The organism is Roseovarius sp. A-2 (genome assembly GCF_002072155.1).
Classification (GTDB): Bacteria; Pseudomonadota; Alphaproteobacteria; order Rhodobacterales; family Rhodobacteraceae; genus Roseovarius.
Genome location: NZ_BDIY01000008.1, coordinates 96,164 through 110,203, shown reverse-complemented (window position 1 = coordinate 110,203; position 14,040 = coordinate 96,164). Strand labels below are relative to the sequence as shown.

At 65.5% G+C, this 14,040-nt stretch carries 13 protein-coding genes; 10 read left to right on the top strand and 3 right to left on the bottom strand.

What is annotated here, in order from left to right; genetic code table 11:
* Genes BHD06_RS11465 through BHD06_RS11455 form a run of 3 tightly spaced genes read left to right on the top strand, consistent with a single transcriptional unit; the run spans position 1 to position 3,573 of the window.
* The gene (locus BHD06_RS11465) at positions 1 to 1,515 is read left to right on the top strand and encodes an amidohydrolase family protein (protein ID WP_080457157.1); all 1,515 of its coding nucleotides are present in this window, start codon (positions 1 to 3) and stop codon (positions 1,513 to 1,515) included.
* Positions 1,512 to 2,294 (top strand): creatininase, encoded by a 783-nt coding sequence (locus tag BHD06_RS11460; protein WP_080457211.1) that lies wholly within the window; start codon positions 1,512 to 1,514, stop codon positions 2,292 to 2,294. Before BHD06_RS11465 ends, BHD06_RS11460 begins: the two co-directional genes overlap by 4 nt.
* A gap of 7 nt (positions 2,295 to 2,301) precedes the next feature.
* Positions 2,302 to 3,573 carry a cytosine deaminase gene (locus tag BHD06_RS11455; protein WP_080457156.1) on the top strand — a complete coding sequence of 424 codons (1,272 nt, stop codon included), beginning with the start codon at positions 2,302 to 2,304 and terminating at the stop codon, positions 3,571 to 3,573.
* Here BHD06_RS11455 and BHD06_RS11450 read toward each other — a convergent pair.
* Positions 3,570 to 4,493: a LysR family transcriptional regulator gene (locus BHD06_RS11450; protein ID WP_080457155.1), complete on the bottom strand. Its 924-nt coding sequence runs from the start codon at positions 4,491 to 4,493 to the stop codon at positions 3,570 to 3,572. The two genes, BHD06_RS11455 and BHD06_RS11450, sit on opposite strands and share 4 nt — an antisense overlap.
* Before the next feature lie 114 nt (positions 4,494 to 4,607).
* Between BHD06_RS11450 and BHD06_RS11445 the strand changes: the two genes are divergently transcribed.
* From BHD06_RS11445 to speB, 7 genes are read left to right on the top strand one after another with little or no spacing between them, the layout of a single operon-like run.
* Positions 4,608 to 5,609: an ABC transporter substrate-binding protein gene (locus BHD06_RS11445; RefSeq protein ID WP_080457154.1), complete on the top strand. Its 1,002-nt coding sequence runs from the start codon at positions 4,608 to 4,610 to the stop codon at positions 5,607 to 5,609.
* 8 nt (positions 5,610 to 5,617) lie between these two features.
* Entirely contained in the window at positions 5,618 to 6,370 is a 753-nt protein-coding gene (locus tag BHD06_RS11440; RefSeq protein WP_080457153.1) for an ABC transporter permease, read from the top strand.
* A complete protein-coding gene (locus BHD06_RS11435) occupies positions 6,367 to 7,143 on the top strand; it encodes an ABC transporter ATP-binding protein (RefSeq protein ID WP_080457152.1) in 777 nt (258 codons plus the stop codon). Before BHD06_RS11440 ends, BHD06_RS11435 begins: the two co-directional genes overlap by 4 nt.
* A complete protein-coding gene (locus tag BHD06_RS11430) occupies positions 7,140 to 7,904 on the top strand; it encodes an SDR family NAD(P)-dependent oxidoreductase (protein ID WP_080457151.1) in 765 nt (254 codons plus the stop codon). Before BHD06_RS11435 ends, BHD06_RS11430 begins: the two co-directional genes overlap by 4 nt.
* Complete coding sequence (locus BHD06_RS11425) at positions 7,898 to 8,563, top strand: SDR family NAD(P)-dependent oxidoreductase (protein ID WP_080457150.1); 666 nt, start codon at positions 7,898 to 7,900, stop codon at positions 8,561 to 8,563. The genes BHD06_RS11430 and BHD06_RS11425 overlap by 7 nt, the downstream gene beginning before the upstream one ends.
* A 14-nt stretch (positions 8,564 to 8,577) precedes the next feature.
* Positions 8,578 to 9,438, top strand: a complete 861-nt coding sequence (locus tag BHD06_RS11420; RefSeq protein ID WP_080457149.1) for a polysaccharide deacetylase — start codon at positions 8,578 to 8,580, stop codon at positions 9,436 to 9,438.
* A 52-nt stretch (positions 9,439 to 9,490) separates the two neighbouring features.
* On the top strand, positions 9,491 to 10,438 hold the full coding sequence (speB, locus tag BHD06_RS11415) for an agmatinase (RefSeq protein ID WP_080457148.1): 948 nt from the start codon (positions 9,491 to 9,493) through the stop codon (positions 10,436 to 10,438).
* A gap of 73 nt (positions 10,439 to 10,511) precedes the next feature.
* Here speB and BHD06_RS11410 read toward each other — a convergent pair whose 3' ends face one another.
* Positions 10,512 to 12,542, bottom strand: coding sequence for a hypothetical protein (locus BHD06_RS11410; RefSeq protein WP_080457147.1), 2,031 nt, complete (start codon positions 12,540 to 12,542; stop codon positions 10,512 to 10,514).
* A gap of 21 nt (positions 12,543 to 12,563) precedes the next feature.
* Positions 12,564 to 13,790: an acetyl-CoA carboxylase biotin carboxylase subunit family protein gene (locus BHD06_RS11405; RefSeq protein ID WP_080457146.1), complete on the bottom strand. Its 1,227-nt coding sequence runs from the start codon at positions 13,788 to 13,790 to the stop codon at positions 12,564 to 12,566.
* Between the last annotated feature and the right edge of the window lie 250 nt (positions 13,791 to 14,040).

Here is a 14,040-nt window from a genome sequence, read left to right as displayed (position 1 = left end):
ATGTCGATTCTTATCACCGGGGCCCGCGTCATCACCATGGCACCAGAGCAGGGCGCGCGCCCGATCAGCGCGGACATTCTGATCGAAGCGGATCGCATCACGGCAATCGGAGACATCGGCGCAGGACGCGCAGATACCGTGATCGACGGGCGCGGCAAGCTGGTGATGCCCGGTCTGGTGAACGCCCACATGCACTCGCCCGAGGCGCTCTACAAGGGGCGTTACGACAACATGCCGCTTGAACTGTGGATGCTCTACGCCTACCCGATCCTCGGCGCGCAGACCCTTTCGCCCCGGCTGGTCTATCTGCGCACCGCGCTCTGCGCGATGGAATCGCTCAAGACGGGCACGACCTGCGTCACCGACGACGTTTATGAAAGCCCCTGCCAGACGCCGGATCAGCTGGACGCCGTTTTCCAGGCCTACGAAGATGTCGGGCTGCGCGCCACCGTGTCGGGCCATGTGGTGGACCGGCCGTTTCTCGACACGATCCCCTTTGCCCGCGATCTCGTCCCGCCGGATCTGTGTGCGCAGGCGGATGCGCAGGGCGCAGCGGACGGCGCCCAATGGCTGTCGCATTGCCGCGATGCCCTGGCACGGCATCATGGTCGTGCGGGGCGGCTGAACTTCATGGTCGCGCCATCGGCACCGCAACGCTGCACCCCCGATCTGATGCAGGCCGCGATGGAACTGGCGCAGGCCCATGACACGCCGTTCCATACCCATATCCTCGAGACCAGGGTGCAGGCGGTTACCGGGCAAGAGTTTTACGGCGAAACGCTGATCGCCTACATGAAGCGGCTTGGTCTGCTGCGGCAACGGACCACGATCGCGCATTCGATCTGGGTCACCGATGCCGACATCGACCTGATGGGCGAGGCGGGCGTCTCGATCGTGCATAACGTGATCTCGAACCAGAAGCTGGGGGCTGGAGTCGCGCCGGTCAAGCGAATGCTGCGGGCCGGGGTGAACGTGGCGCTTGGCTCGGATGGTGTCTCGACCTCGGACACGACGCGGATGTTCGCGGTGATGCACGCTGCGGGGCTGATCCACAACGTGCAGACCCCGGATACCGATCTGTGGCTCTCGGCCGAGGAGGTGTTGCAGTGCGCCACGCTCGGCGGCGCGCGCAGCGCCTGCCTCGGGGCACAGACCGGCAGCCTGGAGCCGGGCAAGAAGGCCGACATGATCGTTCTCGATCTCGATGCCATCCCCTTTACGCCGATGAACGATCCGGCCAATCACCTCGTCTATTGCGAGACCGGCAGCTCCGTCACCCATGCCATCGTCAATGGCGAGATCATGGCCGAGGCCGGAACCTGCCTGCGCGTGAACGAAGCCGAACTGCTGGCCGAACTGCGCGCGGAATTGCCCGCCTTTTTCGCCGCCCATGAAAAGACCGAGGCGCTGAACCGGCAATTCGAGCCGTGGTTTCGCGAGATCCACAAGCGTTGCCATGCGCGCGACGTGGGCGTGATGCGTCTTGGGCATGAACCGGCATGGGGGCGGGCATGACCGTCCATCTCGACGAACTCACCTGGGTCGAGCTTGACCAAAGGGTCCGCGATGGCCCGCCGGTCGTGATCCTGCCTGCGGGATCGCTGGAGCAGCACGGGCCGCACCTGCCGCTGGGCACCGACCGGTTCATGCCCGCGCGCCTCGCGGAACGGATCGCCGAGCGGATCGGCGCGCTGGTCGCCCCGGCGCTGCCGTACGGGTACAAATCGCAGCCGAAATCGGGCGGCGGTAATCACTTTCCCGGCTGTGCGAGCCTCGACGCCACGACCTATATCCACATGGTGCGCGATATAATCTGCGATCTCGCGCGCCACGGGCTGACCCGGATCGTGCTGTTCGACGGGCATATGGAAAATCAGTGGTTCCTTACAGAAGCCTCCGATCTTGCCCTGCGTGCGCTGCGGGCCGAAGGGGTCGAGGGCACCCGCATCGTCAAGCTTGGTTACTGGACCTTCATCACCCCCGAGACCGAGGCGGCGCTGTTTCCCGACGGGCTGCTGAGCTGGGAGCTGGAACATGCGGCGGTGATGGAGACCTCGTGCATGCTGCATCTCTGCCCCGACCTCGTGCGGCGCGACTTGATACCCGATGGCCCGCCGGCCGATTTTCCGCCCTATGATGTCTATCCGGCGGATACCGGGTCGATTCCGCCAACAGGCGTGCTATCCTCCGCTACCGGGGCCAGTGCCGAAAAGGGGCGCATCGTGGTCGCGCAGGTCGTCCCGGACATCGCGGCGGCGTTAGACACCGCCTTTCAATCCGACCAACAAGGATAACCCGCCAATGACATTCGATCTTGTGATCCGCAACGCCGCCTTGCCCGATGGCCGCACCGGCCTCGACATCGCCGTCAGGGCGGGCAAGATTGCCGAGATCGCACCCGCACTCGGGCCCGGTGCGCAAGAGATCGACGCCGGTGGCCAACTGGTGACGCCCCCTTTCGTGGATGCGCATTTTCATATCGACGCAACCCTCAGCCTGGGCACCGACGGGCATTATAACGAAAGCGGGACGCTGGCCGAGGGGATCGCGCTCTGGCGGCGGATATCGCCGGGGCTGACCGCCGAGAATTACCGCGCGCGCGCGCTGCGATATTGCGACATGGCGGTCTCGAAAGGGGTGTTGGCGATCCGCAGCCATGTCGATATCACCAGCCCCGACCTGCTCGCCGCCGAAGTCATCGCCGAGGTGCGCCGCGAGGTCAGCCCTTATCTCGACCTGCAACTGGTCGCCTTTCCGCAGATGGGGTTTCATTCCCGCCCGGACATGGCCGACAGCGTGCGGCGGGTTCTCGACATGGGGTTCGAGGTGGTGGGCGGCATTCCGCATCTCGAACCCACGGCGGAACTGGGCCGATCCTCGATCACGGCGCTGTGCGAGATCGCGGCCGAGCGCGGCGCGATGGTGGACATGCATTGCGATGAGAACGACGACCCCAATTCCCGCATGATCGAGACGCTGGTCTACGAGACCAAGCGGCTGGGGTTGCAGGGGCGGGTGACCGGATCGCACCTGACCTCGATGCATTCGATGGACAATTTCTATGCCAATCGCCTGATCGGGATGATGGCCGATGCCGGGCTGCATGTGATGGCGAACCCGCCTGCCAACCTGCATCTACAGGCGCGCTTCGACAGCTATCCCAAGCGGCGCGGGCTGGCGCGGGTGCCAGAGTTGCGCGCAGCGGGCTGTGTCGTGGGCTTTGCGCAGGATTCGGTGCTCGACCCGTGGTATCCGCTTGGGCATGGCGATCTGCTCGATGTCGCATGGATCGCGGCGCATGCCTGCCACATGACCGACCGCGCCGGGCTGCGCGCCTGCTTTGACGCCGTGACCCGCGATCCGGCGCATATCATGGGCCTCGATGGGGGCGATCTGACGCCCGGTGCGCCAGCGGATCTGGTGCTGCTCGATGCGGCGGACCCGATAGATGCGATCCGGACCCGGGCCACCCGAACCCACGTCATCCGGCGCGGCAAGGTCATCTGCGAGACCGCCCCGCCCGCGCCACGGCTGTCGCTGGACGGCAGGCCGACGACACCGGCACGACACTAGGGCGCGGGCATCGCTCCGGGCGGGTCGGTTTCCACGGCTCTCAACTCGGCGACAAAGGCCTGCCGCAGGGCCGCCCCCTCGCGGCGCGGATCGAAGGCGGCGAAAAAGCGAGAATTGAACGACCAGTCGTTCGGCTTGACCGCGCGCATCCGGCCCTGAGCCTGCCACAGCGCGCCGCGATGTGCGGGCAGAAAGCCCAGATAGGCCCCCGACAGTACGAGAATCTCCTGCGCCTCCATGCTGCCCACCGTGGCCCGGGCTGTGACGCGGCCAAGGCGATAGGTGTCGTCGAAATGCATGTAGTTGCGCACCGAAAACGCCGCCTTCAGAAAATCCTCCTGTGACAGGTCCGCATCGGGGCGGGTGAACCACGGATGTGCCTGACCGCAGTAAAGATGATGTAGTTCGGTGGCGAGCTCGGCGTAATCGAGCCCGGGCAAGGGTTGCAGCGACGCCCCGATCACCACATCGCGTGTGGCCGACAGAAGGCTTTTCTGAAGCCCGGCGGGCGTGTCGGTATCCACCTCGAGCCGCGCCTCGGGATGGGCAGCGGCAAAGCGCGCGACGCAGCCGGGCAGGTCGAGAGCGTCAAACGTGGTCAGCGAATCGATCAGCCCAATGCGCAGCCGCGCAACCTGCCGCCCGTGTACCCGGTCCATCGTCGCCTCGAATCGCTCCAGATCGTTGAGCAGGCCCTGCGCGGCGGCATAGGTATCCTCGCCCGCCGCCGTCAGGCGAAACCCGCCCCGCCCGCGCTGGCACAGCTTGGAGCCAAGCTTGGCTTCGAGGTTGGCAAGATGGGTGCTCAGCGTCGATTGCGCCATGTTGAGCGCGATCTGCGCATCGTGAAAGCCTTTGCAATCGACGATGGTGCAAAAGATCCGGATCAGTCTCAGATCGACATCGGAGAGGTGGCGCATGGGGGTTCACTTCGGGTTTTCTCGATCTAATAGGCGCAAACTCGGTTATTTATGCCCGCATGGCAAGGCGTCTACTGTGACATCACGTGGTTTCACATCGAAGGAGACTGATAAATGCCCTCTCGAGCCCTCTTATGCGCCACGGCGCTTGCCGCCCTCACCGCGCTGCCCGCAGCCGCGCAGGATAACCATATCCGCATTCTTGCGCCGACATGGGTCGGTTTCGCGCCTGCACTCGTGGCGCAGGATCTCGGGTGTTACGAGGCGGAGGGCGTGTCGCTCGACTTTCGCTTCGAGGACGACCGCGCCAATGTCATGGCCGCGATGGAGCGGGGCGATATCGACGCCGACATGCGCACCGTCGGCGAGCATCAGGGCCGCCCCCGCGTGCCCGAAACGCCGGGCACGATCATCGGCACCATCGACATTTCGGTCGGCGGCGACGGCGTGCTGGTGGACGGCACCATTGACAGCGTGGCCGATCTAAAGGGCAAGACCATCGCCATCGAGCCCAATATCCCAGCCCGCCTGCTGTTGCAGATGGAGCTGGCCAAGGTCGGCCTGTCGATCAACGATGTGGAACTGCGCGAGATCGCGACCGCCGATACGATTGCGGTGTTCGCCGATTCCTCGATTGCCGCAGTGGGGACCTATGAGCCGTTCCTGTCGCAGGCGTCCGGCATCCTCACGGAGCGCGCGCCGCGCGTGCTGGTGTCGTCACGAGACGAGCCCGACATCATCGTCGATATCATCACCGCCCGCGACGAGGCGTTGGCGGCCAATCCCGCCAAGTTCGAGAGCCTGCTGCGCTGCGTCTATCGCGCGGTGGACTTCCAACGCGAGAACCCCGATCAGTTCGCCGATTACGCGGCTCCCTATTTCGGCCTGACCCCGGCGGATGTGACCGAGATTGTCGAGACCTCGCTGGCCTACACCACCTATGAAGAGGCGGTCGAGTTTCTGGGCAGCGATGGCGGCACAGGCAAGCTACACGGCGTGTTCGACGAGGTGATGCAACTCAATATCGACTACGGTGCCGCCGACACGGTGCTCGACCCTGCCGGCGAGATCGACAATTCGCTGCTCACCGGCCTGTTCGACGGTCAGGACCGCTAAGCGCCGCGATGCCCGGACAGAAAGCCATCATCGGCACGGCGAGCACACTGGCATTGCTGCTGGTGTGGGAACTGGTGTCGCGCAGCGGGATGGTGCAGGACAAATTCCTGCCCGCACCCTCGACCGTGCTCTACACGCTCGGCTCGATGATTTACGGGCGCGATCTGCTCTATCATGCGGGCATCTCGACGCTGCGGGTCTGGTCGGCCTTTCTGATGGCCGCCGCGATGGCCGTGCCCATCGGTATCCTGGTGGGCTCGTTCAGGCCGGTTGGCGCGGCGCTTGAGCCGATCGTCGATTTCATCCGCTATCTGCCGGTGCCCGCGCTGGTGCCGTTGTCGATCATCTGGTTCGGCGTCGGTGAGGGGACCAAGATTTTTCTGCTCTGGCTTGGGACGTTCTTCCAATTGGTCCTGCTGGTGGCTGACGATGTGCGCCGGGTTCCGGTGGAATATCACGAGGCGGCGATGACGGTGGGCGCGCCCGGCTGGCGGCGGCTGACCGATGTGTCGCTGCCCGCGATGCTGCCCACGCTGGTTGACAACATGCGCATCACTCTGGGCTGGTGCTGGACCTATCTCATCATCGCCGAGATCGTGGCCGCCAATAGCGGGCTGGGCTTCGTGATCTGGCAGGCGCGGCGGTTTTTCCAGACGCCCGAGGTGATGGCCGGGGTCGTCACCATCGGCATCATCGGGCTGGCGACCGACCAGCTTGCCCGCGCCCTGCATCGCCGCTGGTTCGGGTATCTGACGCGATGACCTATCTTTCCTTCGACACGGTAACCAAACGCTATGGCAAGACCGAGGTTGTCCAACCCTTCGATCTCGACGTGGCCGAGGGCGAACTGGTCGCCTTCCTCGGCCCCTCGGGCTGCGGCAAGACCACGTTGATGCGCATGGTCGGCGGGCTCGAGGCCCCGTCCTCGGGCTGCATCATGCTGCGCGGCGAGGCGCTGACCCGACCCGACCGGCGGCGCGGCATGGTGTTTCAGTCCTATTCCGCCTTTCCCTGGCTGACGGTGGCGGGCAACGTCGCCTACGGTATGCGCTATCGGAGCGATCTCTCGGCGGCGGAAAAGCGCGATCAGGTGGCGCATTTCCTCGATCTCGTCGGGCTGACCGCCTTTGCCGATGAATGGCCCAACCGGATTTCGGGGGGCATGCGCCAGCGCGTGGCCATCGCCCGCACGCTGGCCGCCGGATCTGATATCCTGCTGATGGACGAACCCTTTGGCGCGCTCGACGCGCAGCGGCGCGAGTTCCTGCAACTGGAATTGCGGCGCATCCAGATCGACGAGGGCAAGACGGTGATCTTCGTCACGCATGACGTGGAAGAGGCCGCGTTTCTGGCCGACCGGGTGATCGTGTTCACCCGCCGCCCCGCGCGCATCCTTGCCGAGGTGGACGTCACCGCCCGGATCGGCGCGTCTCGCACGCTGGAGATGCGCGAAGGGTCAGGGTTCTTTGCGCTGCGCAACGAGCTGCTGCACCATGTCCGCTCCACCGCATCGCAAGAGGAGGACGCCGTATGAACGCATCGAACGGGCTGACCGGCAGCCGGGTGCTGGTGACGGGGGCGAGCCGCGGCATCGGTCTTGGCGTCGCCACCGCGATGGTCGGGGCCGGTGCGCAGGTCTGGGCGCTTGCCGAAGACGAGGTCGTGACCGAGGCCGCTGCGCGGATCGGGGCCACCGGATTGCAGGCTGATGTGACCGATCCGCAGGCGGTTGCCGCCGCCCTGGCGCGCATCGGTGCATTGGATGTGCTGGTCAACAATGCCGGGCTGGAGCGTCTGACCCCGGTCGACGATTCCTCGCCCGAGGCCGTGGCGCTGTTTCGTCAGATCATGGATATCAATGTGACCGGCATGGCCATCGTCACCGGTCAGGCCATTGCGCGGATGGGTCCGGGGGCGCGGATCGTGAACACCGCTTCGATCTGGGGCCGCGTGGGCGAGCCGCTCTTTGCCGCCTATGTCGCGTCGAAACATGCGGTGATCGGGCTGACCAAGACCTGGGCGAAAGAGCTTGGCCCGCGCGGCATCCGTGTGAACGCGGTCGCCCCCGGCTGGGTGCGCACCGAAGCAGCCGTGCGGTCAGCCCGCGTGCTGGCCGCGCGCTCGGGTCAGTCCGAGGGCGAGATCATCGACGCGGTCGCCGCCGCACAACCCCTAAGCGGCGGGTTGATGGAGCCTGCGGATATCGCCGGGGCCTTCGTCTTTCTGGCGTCGCCCGCCTCGGCCAACATCACCGGCCAGACTCTGGGCATCGACCGGGGAGAGGTGCCATGGTGAAGCTGGCCATTGTCACCGGCGCGGCGCGCGGCATCGGGGCGGCGACCTGCGCGGCGCTGCGTGCGGACGGGTTTGAGGTGCACGGGCTCGATCTTGACGGCACCGATCTCCGGGCCGATGTAACCGATGCCGCCTCGGTTGCTGCCGCCCTGGCATCACTGCCCCGGATAGACGTGCTGGTGAACAATGCCGGCATCCAGATCGAGGGTTGGCTGGCGGATATGCCTTTGGCGGATTTTGACCGTCAGATCGCCGTCAACCTGCGCGGGCCGTTCGTGGTCGCGCAAACCGCGCTGCCGAAGATCCCGCGCGGCGGACGGATCGTCAACGTCGCCTCGGAACTGGCCTATCTGGGGCGCGCGGGGTCTTCGGCCTATGCCGCCACCAAGGGCGCGATCCTGACGATGACGCGTTCCTGGGCGCGCGAACTGGCCCCCGATATCCTGGTCAACGCGGTCGCCCCCGGCCCGGTGGACACGTCGCTTCTGGGCTATGACGGGATGAGCGCGGCGCAGAAGGCGCTCGAGGCCGACAACCCGCTCGGGCGCATCGGGCGGCCCGAAGAAATCGCCGGGCTGATCGCCTGGCTCGCTTCCGACCGCGCCAGTTTCGTGACCGGTCAATGCTACTCCGCCGATGGCGGCGCGGCCATGCACTAGAAGGACAAACGCCCATGCTCTTGCACCCTCTTCCCTGGCCAGATGGCAAGCGGCTCGCCGCTGCAATCACCTTTGACGTCGACGCCGACAGCCTGATCCGCAACGCGCGCCCCGAGGATGGGCATCTGCGGCTGGCACCGGTCTCGATGGGCCGCTACGGCCCCACGGTGGCGGTGCCGCGCATCCTTGACACCTACCGGCGGCTGGGACTGACCCAGACGTTTTTCATGCCCGGCTGGGTGATGGAGGCCTATCCGGCCACCGTCGAGGCGATCCTGGAAGGCGGCCACGAGATCGGCCATCATTCCTGGCGTCACGAGGATCCGATGGGCCATTCGGACGCGCGCGAGGCTGAGCTGTTTCACCGCGCGCTCGAGGTGCATGAGCGGATGACCGGACGCCGCCCGCGTGGCTACCGCGCGCCGGTCTACAATGCCACACCCGGCATCATCGACCGGCTGATCGACGAAGGCTTTGTCTATGACAGCTCGCTGATGGCCGATGAAATGCCCTATCTTCTCAAGGCCCCGCGCGGTGAGTTGATCGAACTGCCGCCGCATTGGGGGGCCGATGACTGGCCGCCCTTCGCGCATTTCGAGGAGATCGGCTATCTGATGCCGGTGCGCGCGCCCTCGGACGGGTTGCGCGCCTTTTTCGAGGAATACGAGGCGGCGCGCGAGGTCGGCGGGTTCTGGATGCCGGTACTGCACCCGTTCCTGACCGGACGCCTGGCCCGTTGGACGCAGATGGAGCGGTGGCTGGAACAGGTGCTGGCGCAGGGCGACGCCTGGTTCGCGCCGCTCGAAGAGATCGCCGCCCACGCCAACGCGCATCGCGACGCACTGCGCACCGACATCATAGGAGAGCCCGCATGATCACTGCCGCCGCCATCAACCCGACCGCCGCCGCCCTGCCGGAGGGTCGGCCATGAGCCACGCTTATGAGACCGGCCGACTCGACCTGCCCTTCGTCGGCATTGCCACCTTTGCCAAGTCGCCTTATGTCGCCGACTGGTCCGCCATCGACGCCGATGTGGCGGTGCTGGGCGCGCCGTTCGATTTCGGCACCCAGTGGCGGGCGGGGGCGCGGTTTGGCCCGCGCTCGATCCGCGATGCCTCGACGCTGTTCTCGTTCGGCCATGCCGGGGCCTATGACCACGAGGACGACGTGACCTATCTGGAGGGCGCGCGGATCGTGGACATGGGCGATGCCGACATCATCCATACCGACACCGAAGCCAGCCACGCCAATATCGAGGCCGGGGTACGCGCGGCGCTTGCGGCGGGCGCGCTGCCGGTGGTGATGGGGGGCGATCATTCGGTCAACATCCCCTGCATCCGCGCCTTTGCGGACCATGGCCCGATCCACCTTGTGCAAATCGACGCGCATCTGGATTTCGTGGACGAGCGCCACGGCGTACGCCACGGTCACGGCAACCCGATGCGCCGCGCCGCCGAACAGCCGCATGTGACCGGCCTGTCAAATTTCGGCATCCGCAACGTGTCGTCCACCGCGAAGGAAGGCTATACGGCCGCGCGCGAGATGGGCGGCGACATCCTGTCGGTCCGACAGATCCGAAAACTCGGGCTGGAGGCGACGCTTGCCCGCATCCCCGAGGGGGTGGATTACTACATCACAATAGATATCGACGCGTTCGATCCGTCCATCGCACCGGGCACCGGCACGCCGTCACATGGCGGGTTTCTCTATTACGAGGTGCTGGAGTTGCTTGCGGGGCTGGCACAGCGCGGGCGCGTCGTCGGCATGGATCTGGTCGAGGTGGCCCCGGACTACGACCGCACGGGCACCACCTCGATCCTCGCTGCGCAATTGCTGCTGAACGTCATCGGGCGAATTCTGCACGCCCGGGGATGAGCGCAAGCGACGTGTCGCTTGCCGGTCCGACGGGACCCGCGCCTATTGCGCTTTTCAGGCCCGACGTGTCAGGTCAGGGGGCCCGGCTCGACCCGTTGGCGGCCAGGCGCGAGATGGCGTCGCCGCTGATCTCCTGGCGCCCGGCGGCCCATGTGCCGCGCGCCCGCATCGCGACGCGGTCCAGAATGTCCTGCGCCGGACGACGGGTGGCCGCGGGGCTGATCCCGTCCTCGTGGAACAGGTAGAGGCGCGAGGCGAAGGTCTCGAAGGGTAGCGAGGCCTCGCCGAACCGCTCGCCCGCCCCATGAGTCGAGACCACCGCGCCATCGCCCCAATCCTGCCCCGAATCGTTGTTGGGATTGTAGAAATAGACCCGCATTTCACCCTCGCGATCGGGGGCGACCCGCAGGATGGTGATGGCGTGCCAGCCGACGAAACGCGCGGCGGCATCGGTGGCCGCGATCCCGGCGGGCTGTGGGTGGATCACCGGTTCGCCGCCATTGTAGTCGGGGTGATAGGCGGTGTGAAAGCGGGCGATGAAATCCTCGATCCCCGCGAGTGCCCCGGTGGGCACATCGACCGCCACGGCACAGGCGCGGCCCACCCACCAGCCGTGAAATTCCGGGTTGATCCAGATATGCGGATCGTCATTTCGGTCGGCACATAGTCGGCCCATCTCGGCATAGATCCGGTCGAGATGCGGCACCAACACGACCGAGACCGGATCGGCATCGAGCGGCGCACCGAGGGCCAGCCCTGCGGGCAGATCGGCGGCGTTTATCGCCCCCCCCTCGAAATGCATTATCACCGTGTCGACGCGCGCCGCCTGCGCCACCAGATGCAGCAGGTAGTCGGGATCGTTCTGCGCCCACATCGCGATGGCGCGGGCCGATTGGCAGGTCGGGTTGGCACCTTGCCCCACGCCCAGAGGCAGGCCGAGAACCTGAATGCAGCCCGCCAGCAGCAGATCGGCCGGTGCCGCCGCATGCAGCCCGGCCATCGAAAGCCGCTCGGCCACGGCGGGGCAGGGGGCAAGCTCCAGTTGGCGGCGCAGCGCCGGGGCGATCGGGGCGTGATGCAGGATACCCCGGTCGAGCATCAGCGACATGCCGTAAAGCGCCTGCGCGGTTTCGGGCCGCACCGCGCGGCGGATCAGCTCAATGATCAGTCCCCGGTGCTGCTGCATGCAGTCGCGCCCGGTCGTTCCCAGACCAAGCGTGTCCGCGACCATGCCGTCATGCTCGGTCTCCAACACCCATGTAAGAAACGCGGCGTGATAATCCGAGACGAGGCCGGTGTCGTGCATGGCGCGCGCCAGCCCCTGCGCCTCGTGGCGCAGATCGGTTTCGTCCATCACCGCGAGCCGCGCGTGATAGGTGTCAAGGCCCGGATCACCCATGCAGGCCGATGTCGGGCCGAACAGCGCCGAAACGAGTCTGTCCGCCCCAAGCCGCCTGTCGCCAATTTCGTGGCCGCGCTCGCTGAGGGTGATGGCGATCTGTGCGATCATGTCCTTGGCATGGGCCACCTGAATGGGCCGTTGCCGCAGGATGCGCCAAATTTCGTCGACCAATTCGCCCAAAACGTCCTGAAAGCCGACATGTTCGGCCAGATATTGAAACAGCGCGTCGGTGGTGGCCTTCTGCGCGCCCGCCGCGCGCGCCGCCTCATCCGTGGCCCCGAAGAAACGCCGCATGTTGAGCGCGAGAACTTGGGTCAGAAAGCGCCGGGCGGCGGCGGCATGGATATGCGGGTGCTCGGCCTCCCCCTTGGCCACGGCAAGCAGGCGCAGCAGGCTTACCGTCTCGGCGGCGACCGAGGCGGGCGCACCCTGTTCCAGCGTACCTGCCACGAGGCCCGGCAGCAGATTGGCGGGCGCATCCCAGTCGGACCCGGCAAAGAGCCCGGCCGCATCCATCCTCGGGGCAAGCACGTGCAGTCGCTCCAGCCCGCCGGGCACGGTCAGCAGTCGCCCCGCCACGTCCAGTACCTGCGCCTGAAAGCGGGGCTTGGCGAAGGGCCGGGCATCTTGCAGATGCGTCAGGGGCCCCTCGAGCGTGGCGGCGAGACGCTCCGCCTGGCCGCCCTGATCCGTGCCCGCCATCAGAGATACCTCTCGGTGTGATCAAACATAGAAATCAAGATCTTCCTGTGTCTTGAGCAGGTCGCGCAAACGGTGTGGATCTTCACCGAAGAAATAGACCAGCCCCCAATGGGTACCGAAAGCGGTGCGCTTTGTCACCTTCTGCTCCATGGGCTGCGCAAGTTCGTGGAACTCAAAATAGGGGTTCTTGGCGGTTTCTTCGGGGATCTCCATCCGCTCCACGACCCGTCGCCGCGGATAGGCCCCGAAACAGCCAGCGTGGCCCTTGGCATCCTTGACCGGGGTCGGGAAGAAGGCGTCAAGCTCGTCCTGCGTGGTCTTGGGATCAAACGCCAGCACGATGCCCTGATAGCCGTTGAAACCGTAGGCCCGCTCGATCAGTTCCAGCGCGTTGAATCCCGGCGGGCGATAGGCGACCTCGCCGAAATACATCGTGCCGTCACTGGTCACGAAATATTCCGGGTGGATGAAGCCGAAGTCGATATCGAACGCCTTGATCAGCTTGTTGATCTCCTCTTCGATCTTGGGTCGCCAGGATTCGAGCTCCGGCGTCGCGGGCACAAAAACCGAATAGCCAAGCGTTACGTATTCCGAGATGTTGAGAAACTGGATCTTGCCATCCTTGATCCACGCCTCCACCGCGAATTCCCAGCCGTCCAGATGGCTTTCGAGCAGCGCCGGAAACTCGTCATTCGAAATCGAATCGACGTCTTCGACCGTGCGGATGGTGCGGTGTCCGAGGCAGCCCGCCTTGTCGAAGGCCTTGAAGTGGATGGGATCGTCGGGATCACCGTCCAGCTTGAGCAAAGTCTGGTTCACCCGCTTGAGAAAGCGCACCACATCGGCGTGATTGTCGGCCTCCTCGAAAATGCCGACGCGAATACCTGCGAGCTGCGCGCGGCGCTTCATCAGCGACTTGTCGCGGAACAGCATGGATTGCCCGAGCAGGCGCGCGTTATCGAGCAAGACGGAGTTGATCGCCCCCGCCCATTCGACGGTCTCCTCATAGAGCGGGATCGCCACGTCACAGCCCTCGTCCTTGAGGATCTGCGCGATCTCGTGCGAGCGTTCGTTGAGCCGGTCGAAATCCCAGGCGATGAAGGGGATGTCATTGGCCTTGGCATACTCCTCGGCCCAAGAGGGCGCGACGATCACGTAGCGCCTGTCAAAGCGGTCGATGGCGTCGATCGCGTTCAGCGACCAGCCCAGGATCGCTACATAGCCTTTGTCTGGATTTTTTTCGGTCATGGTTCGCCTTTCGTTAATGTTTGGAAGGGAAGCGCGTGCCGCGGCGCGCAGGCCGGCCCCGATTACCCGGTGCCGCAGGCGGCACTCGCGCCCGGCAGGCAAGGCTGCGCAGATAGCGCAGGGGGGGCGGTTCATGTCATGCAATATAATTAGCATAACTAAGCAAAATTGCAATCGTCGTGATGGTGAGGTCTCGTTTGGGTGTTTACGAGTAGATGCGCAATATAGGGGCTTTCACCGAAATATATCA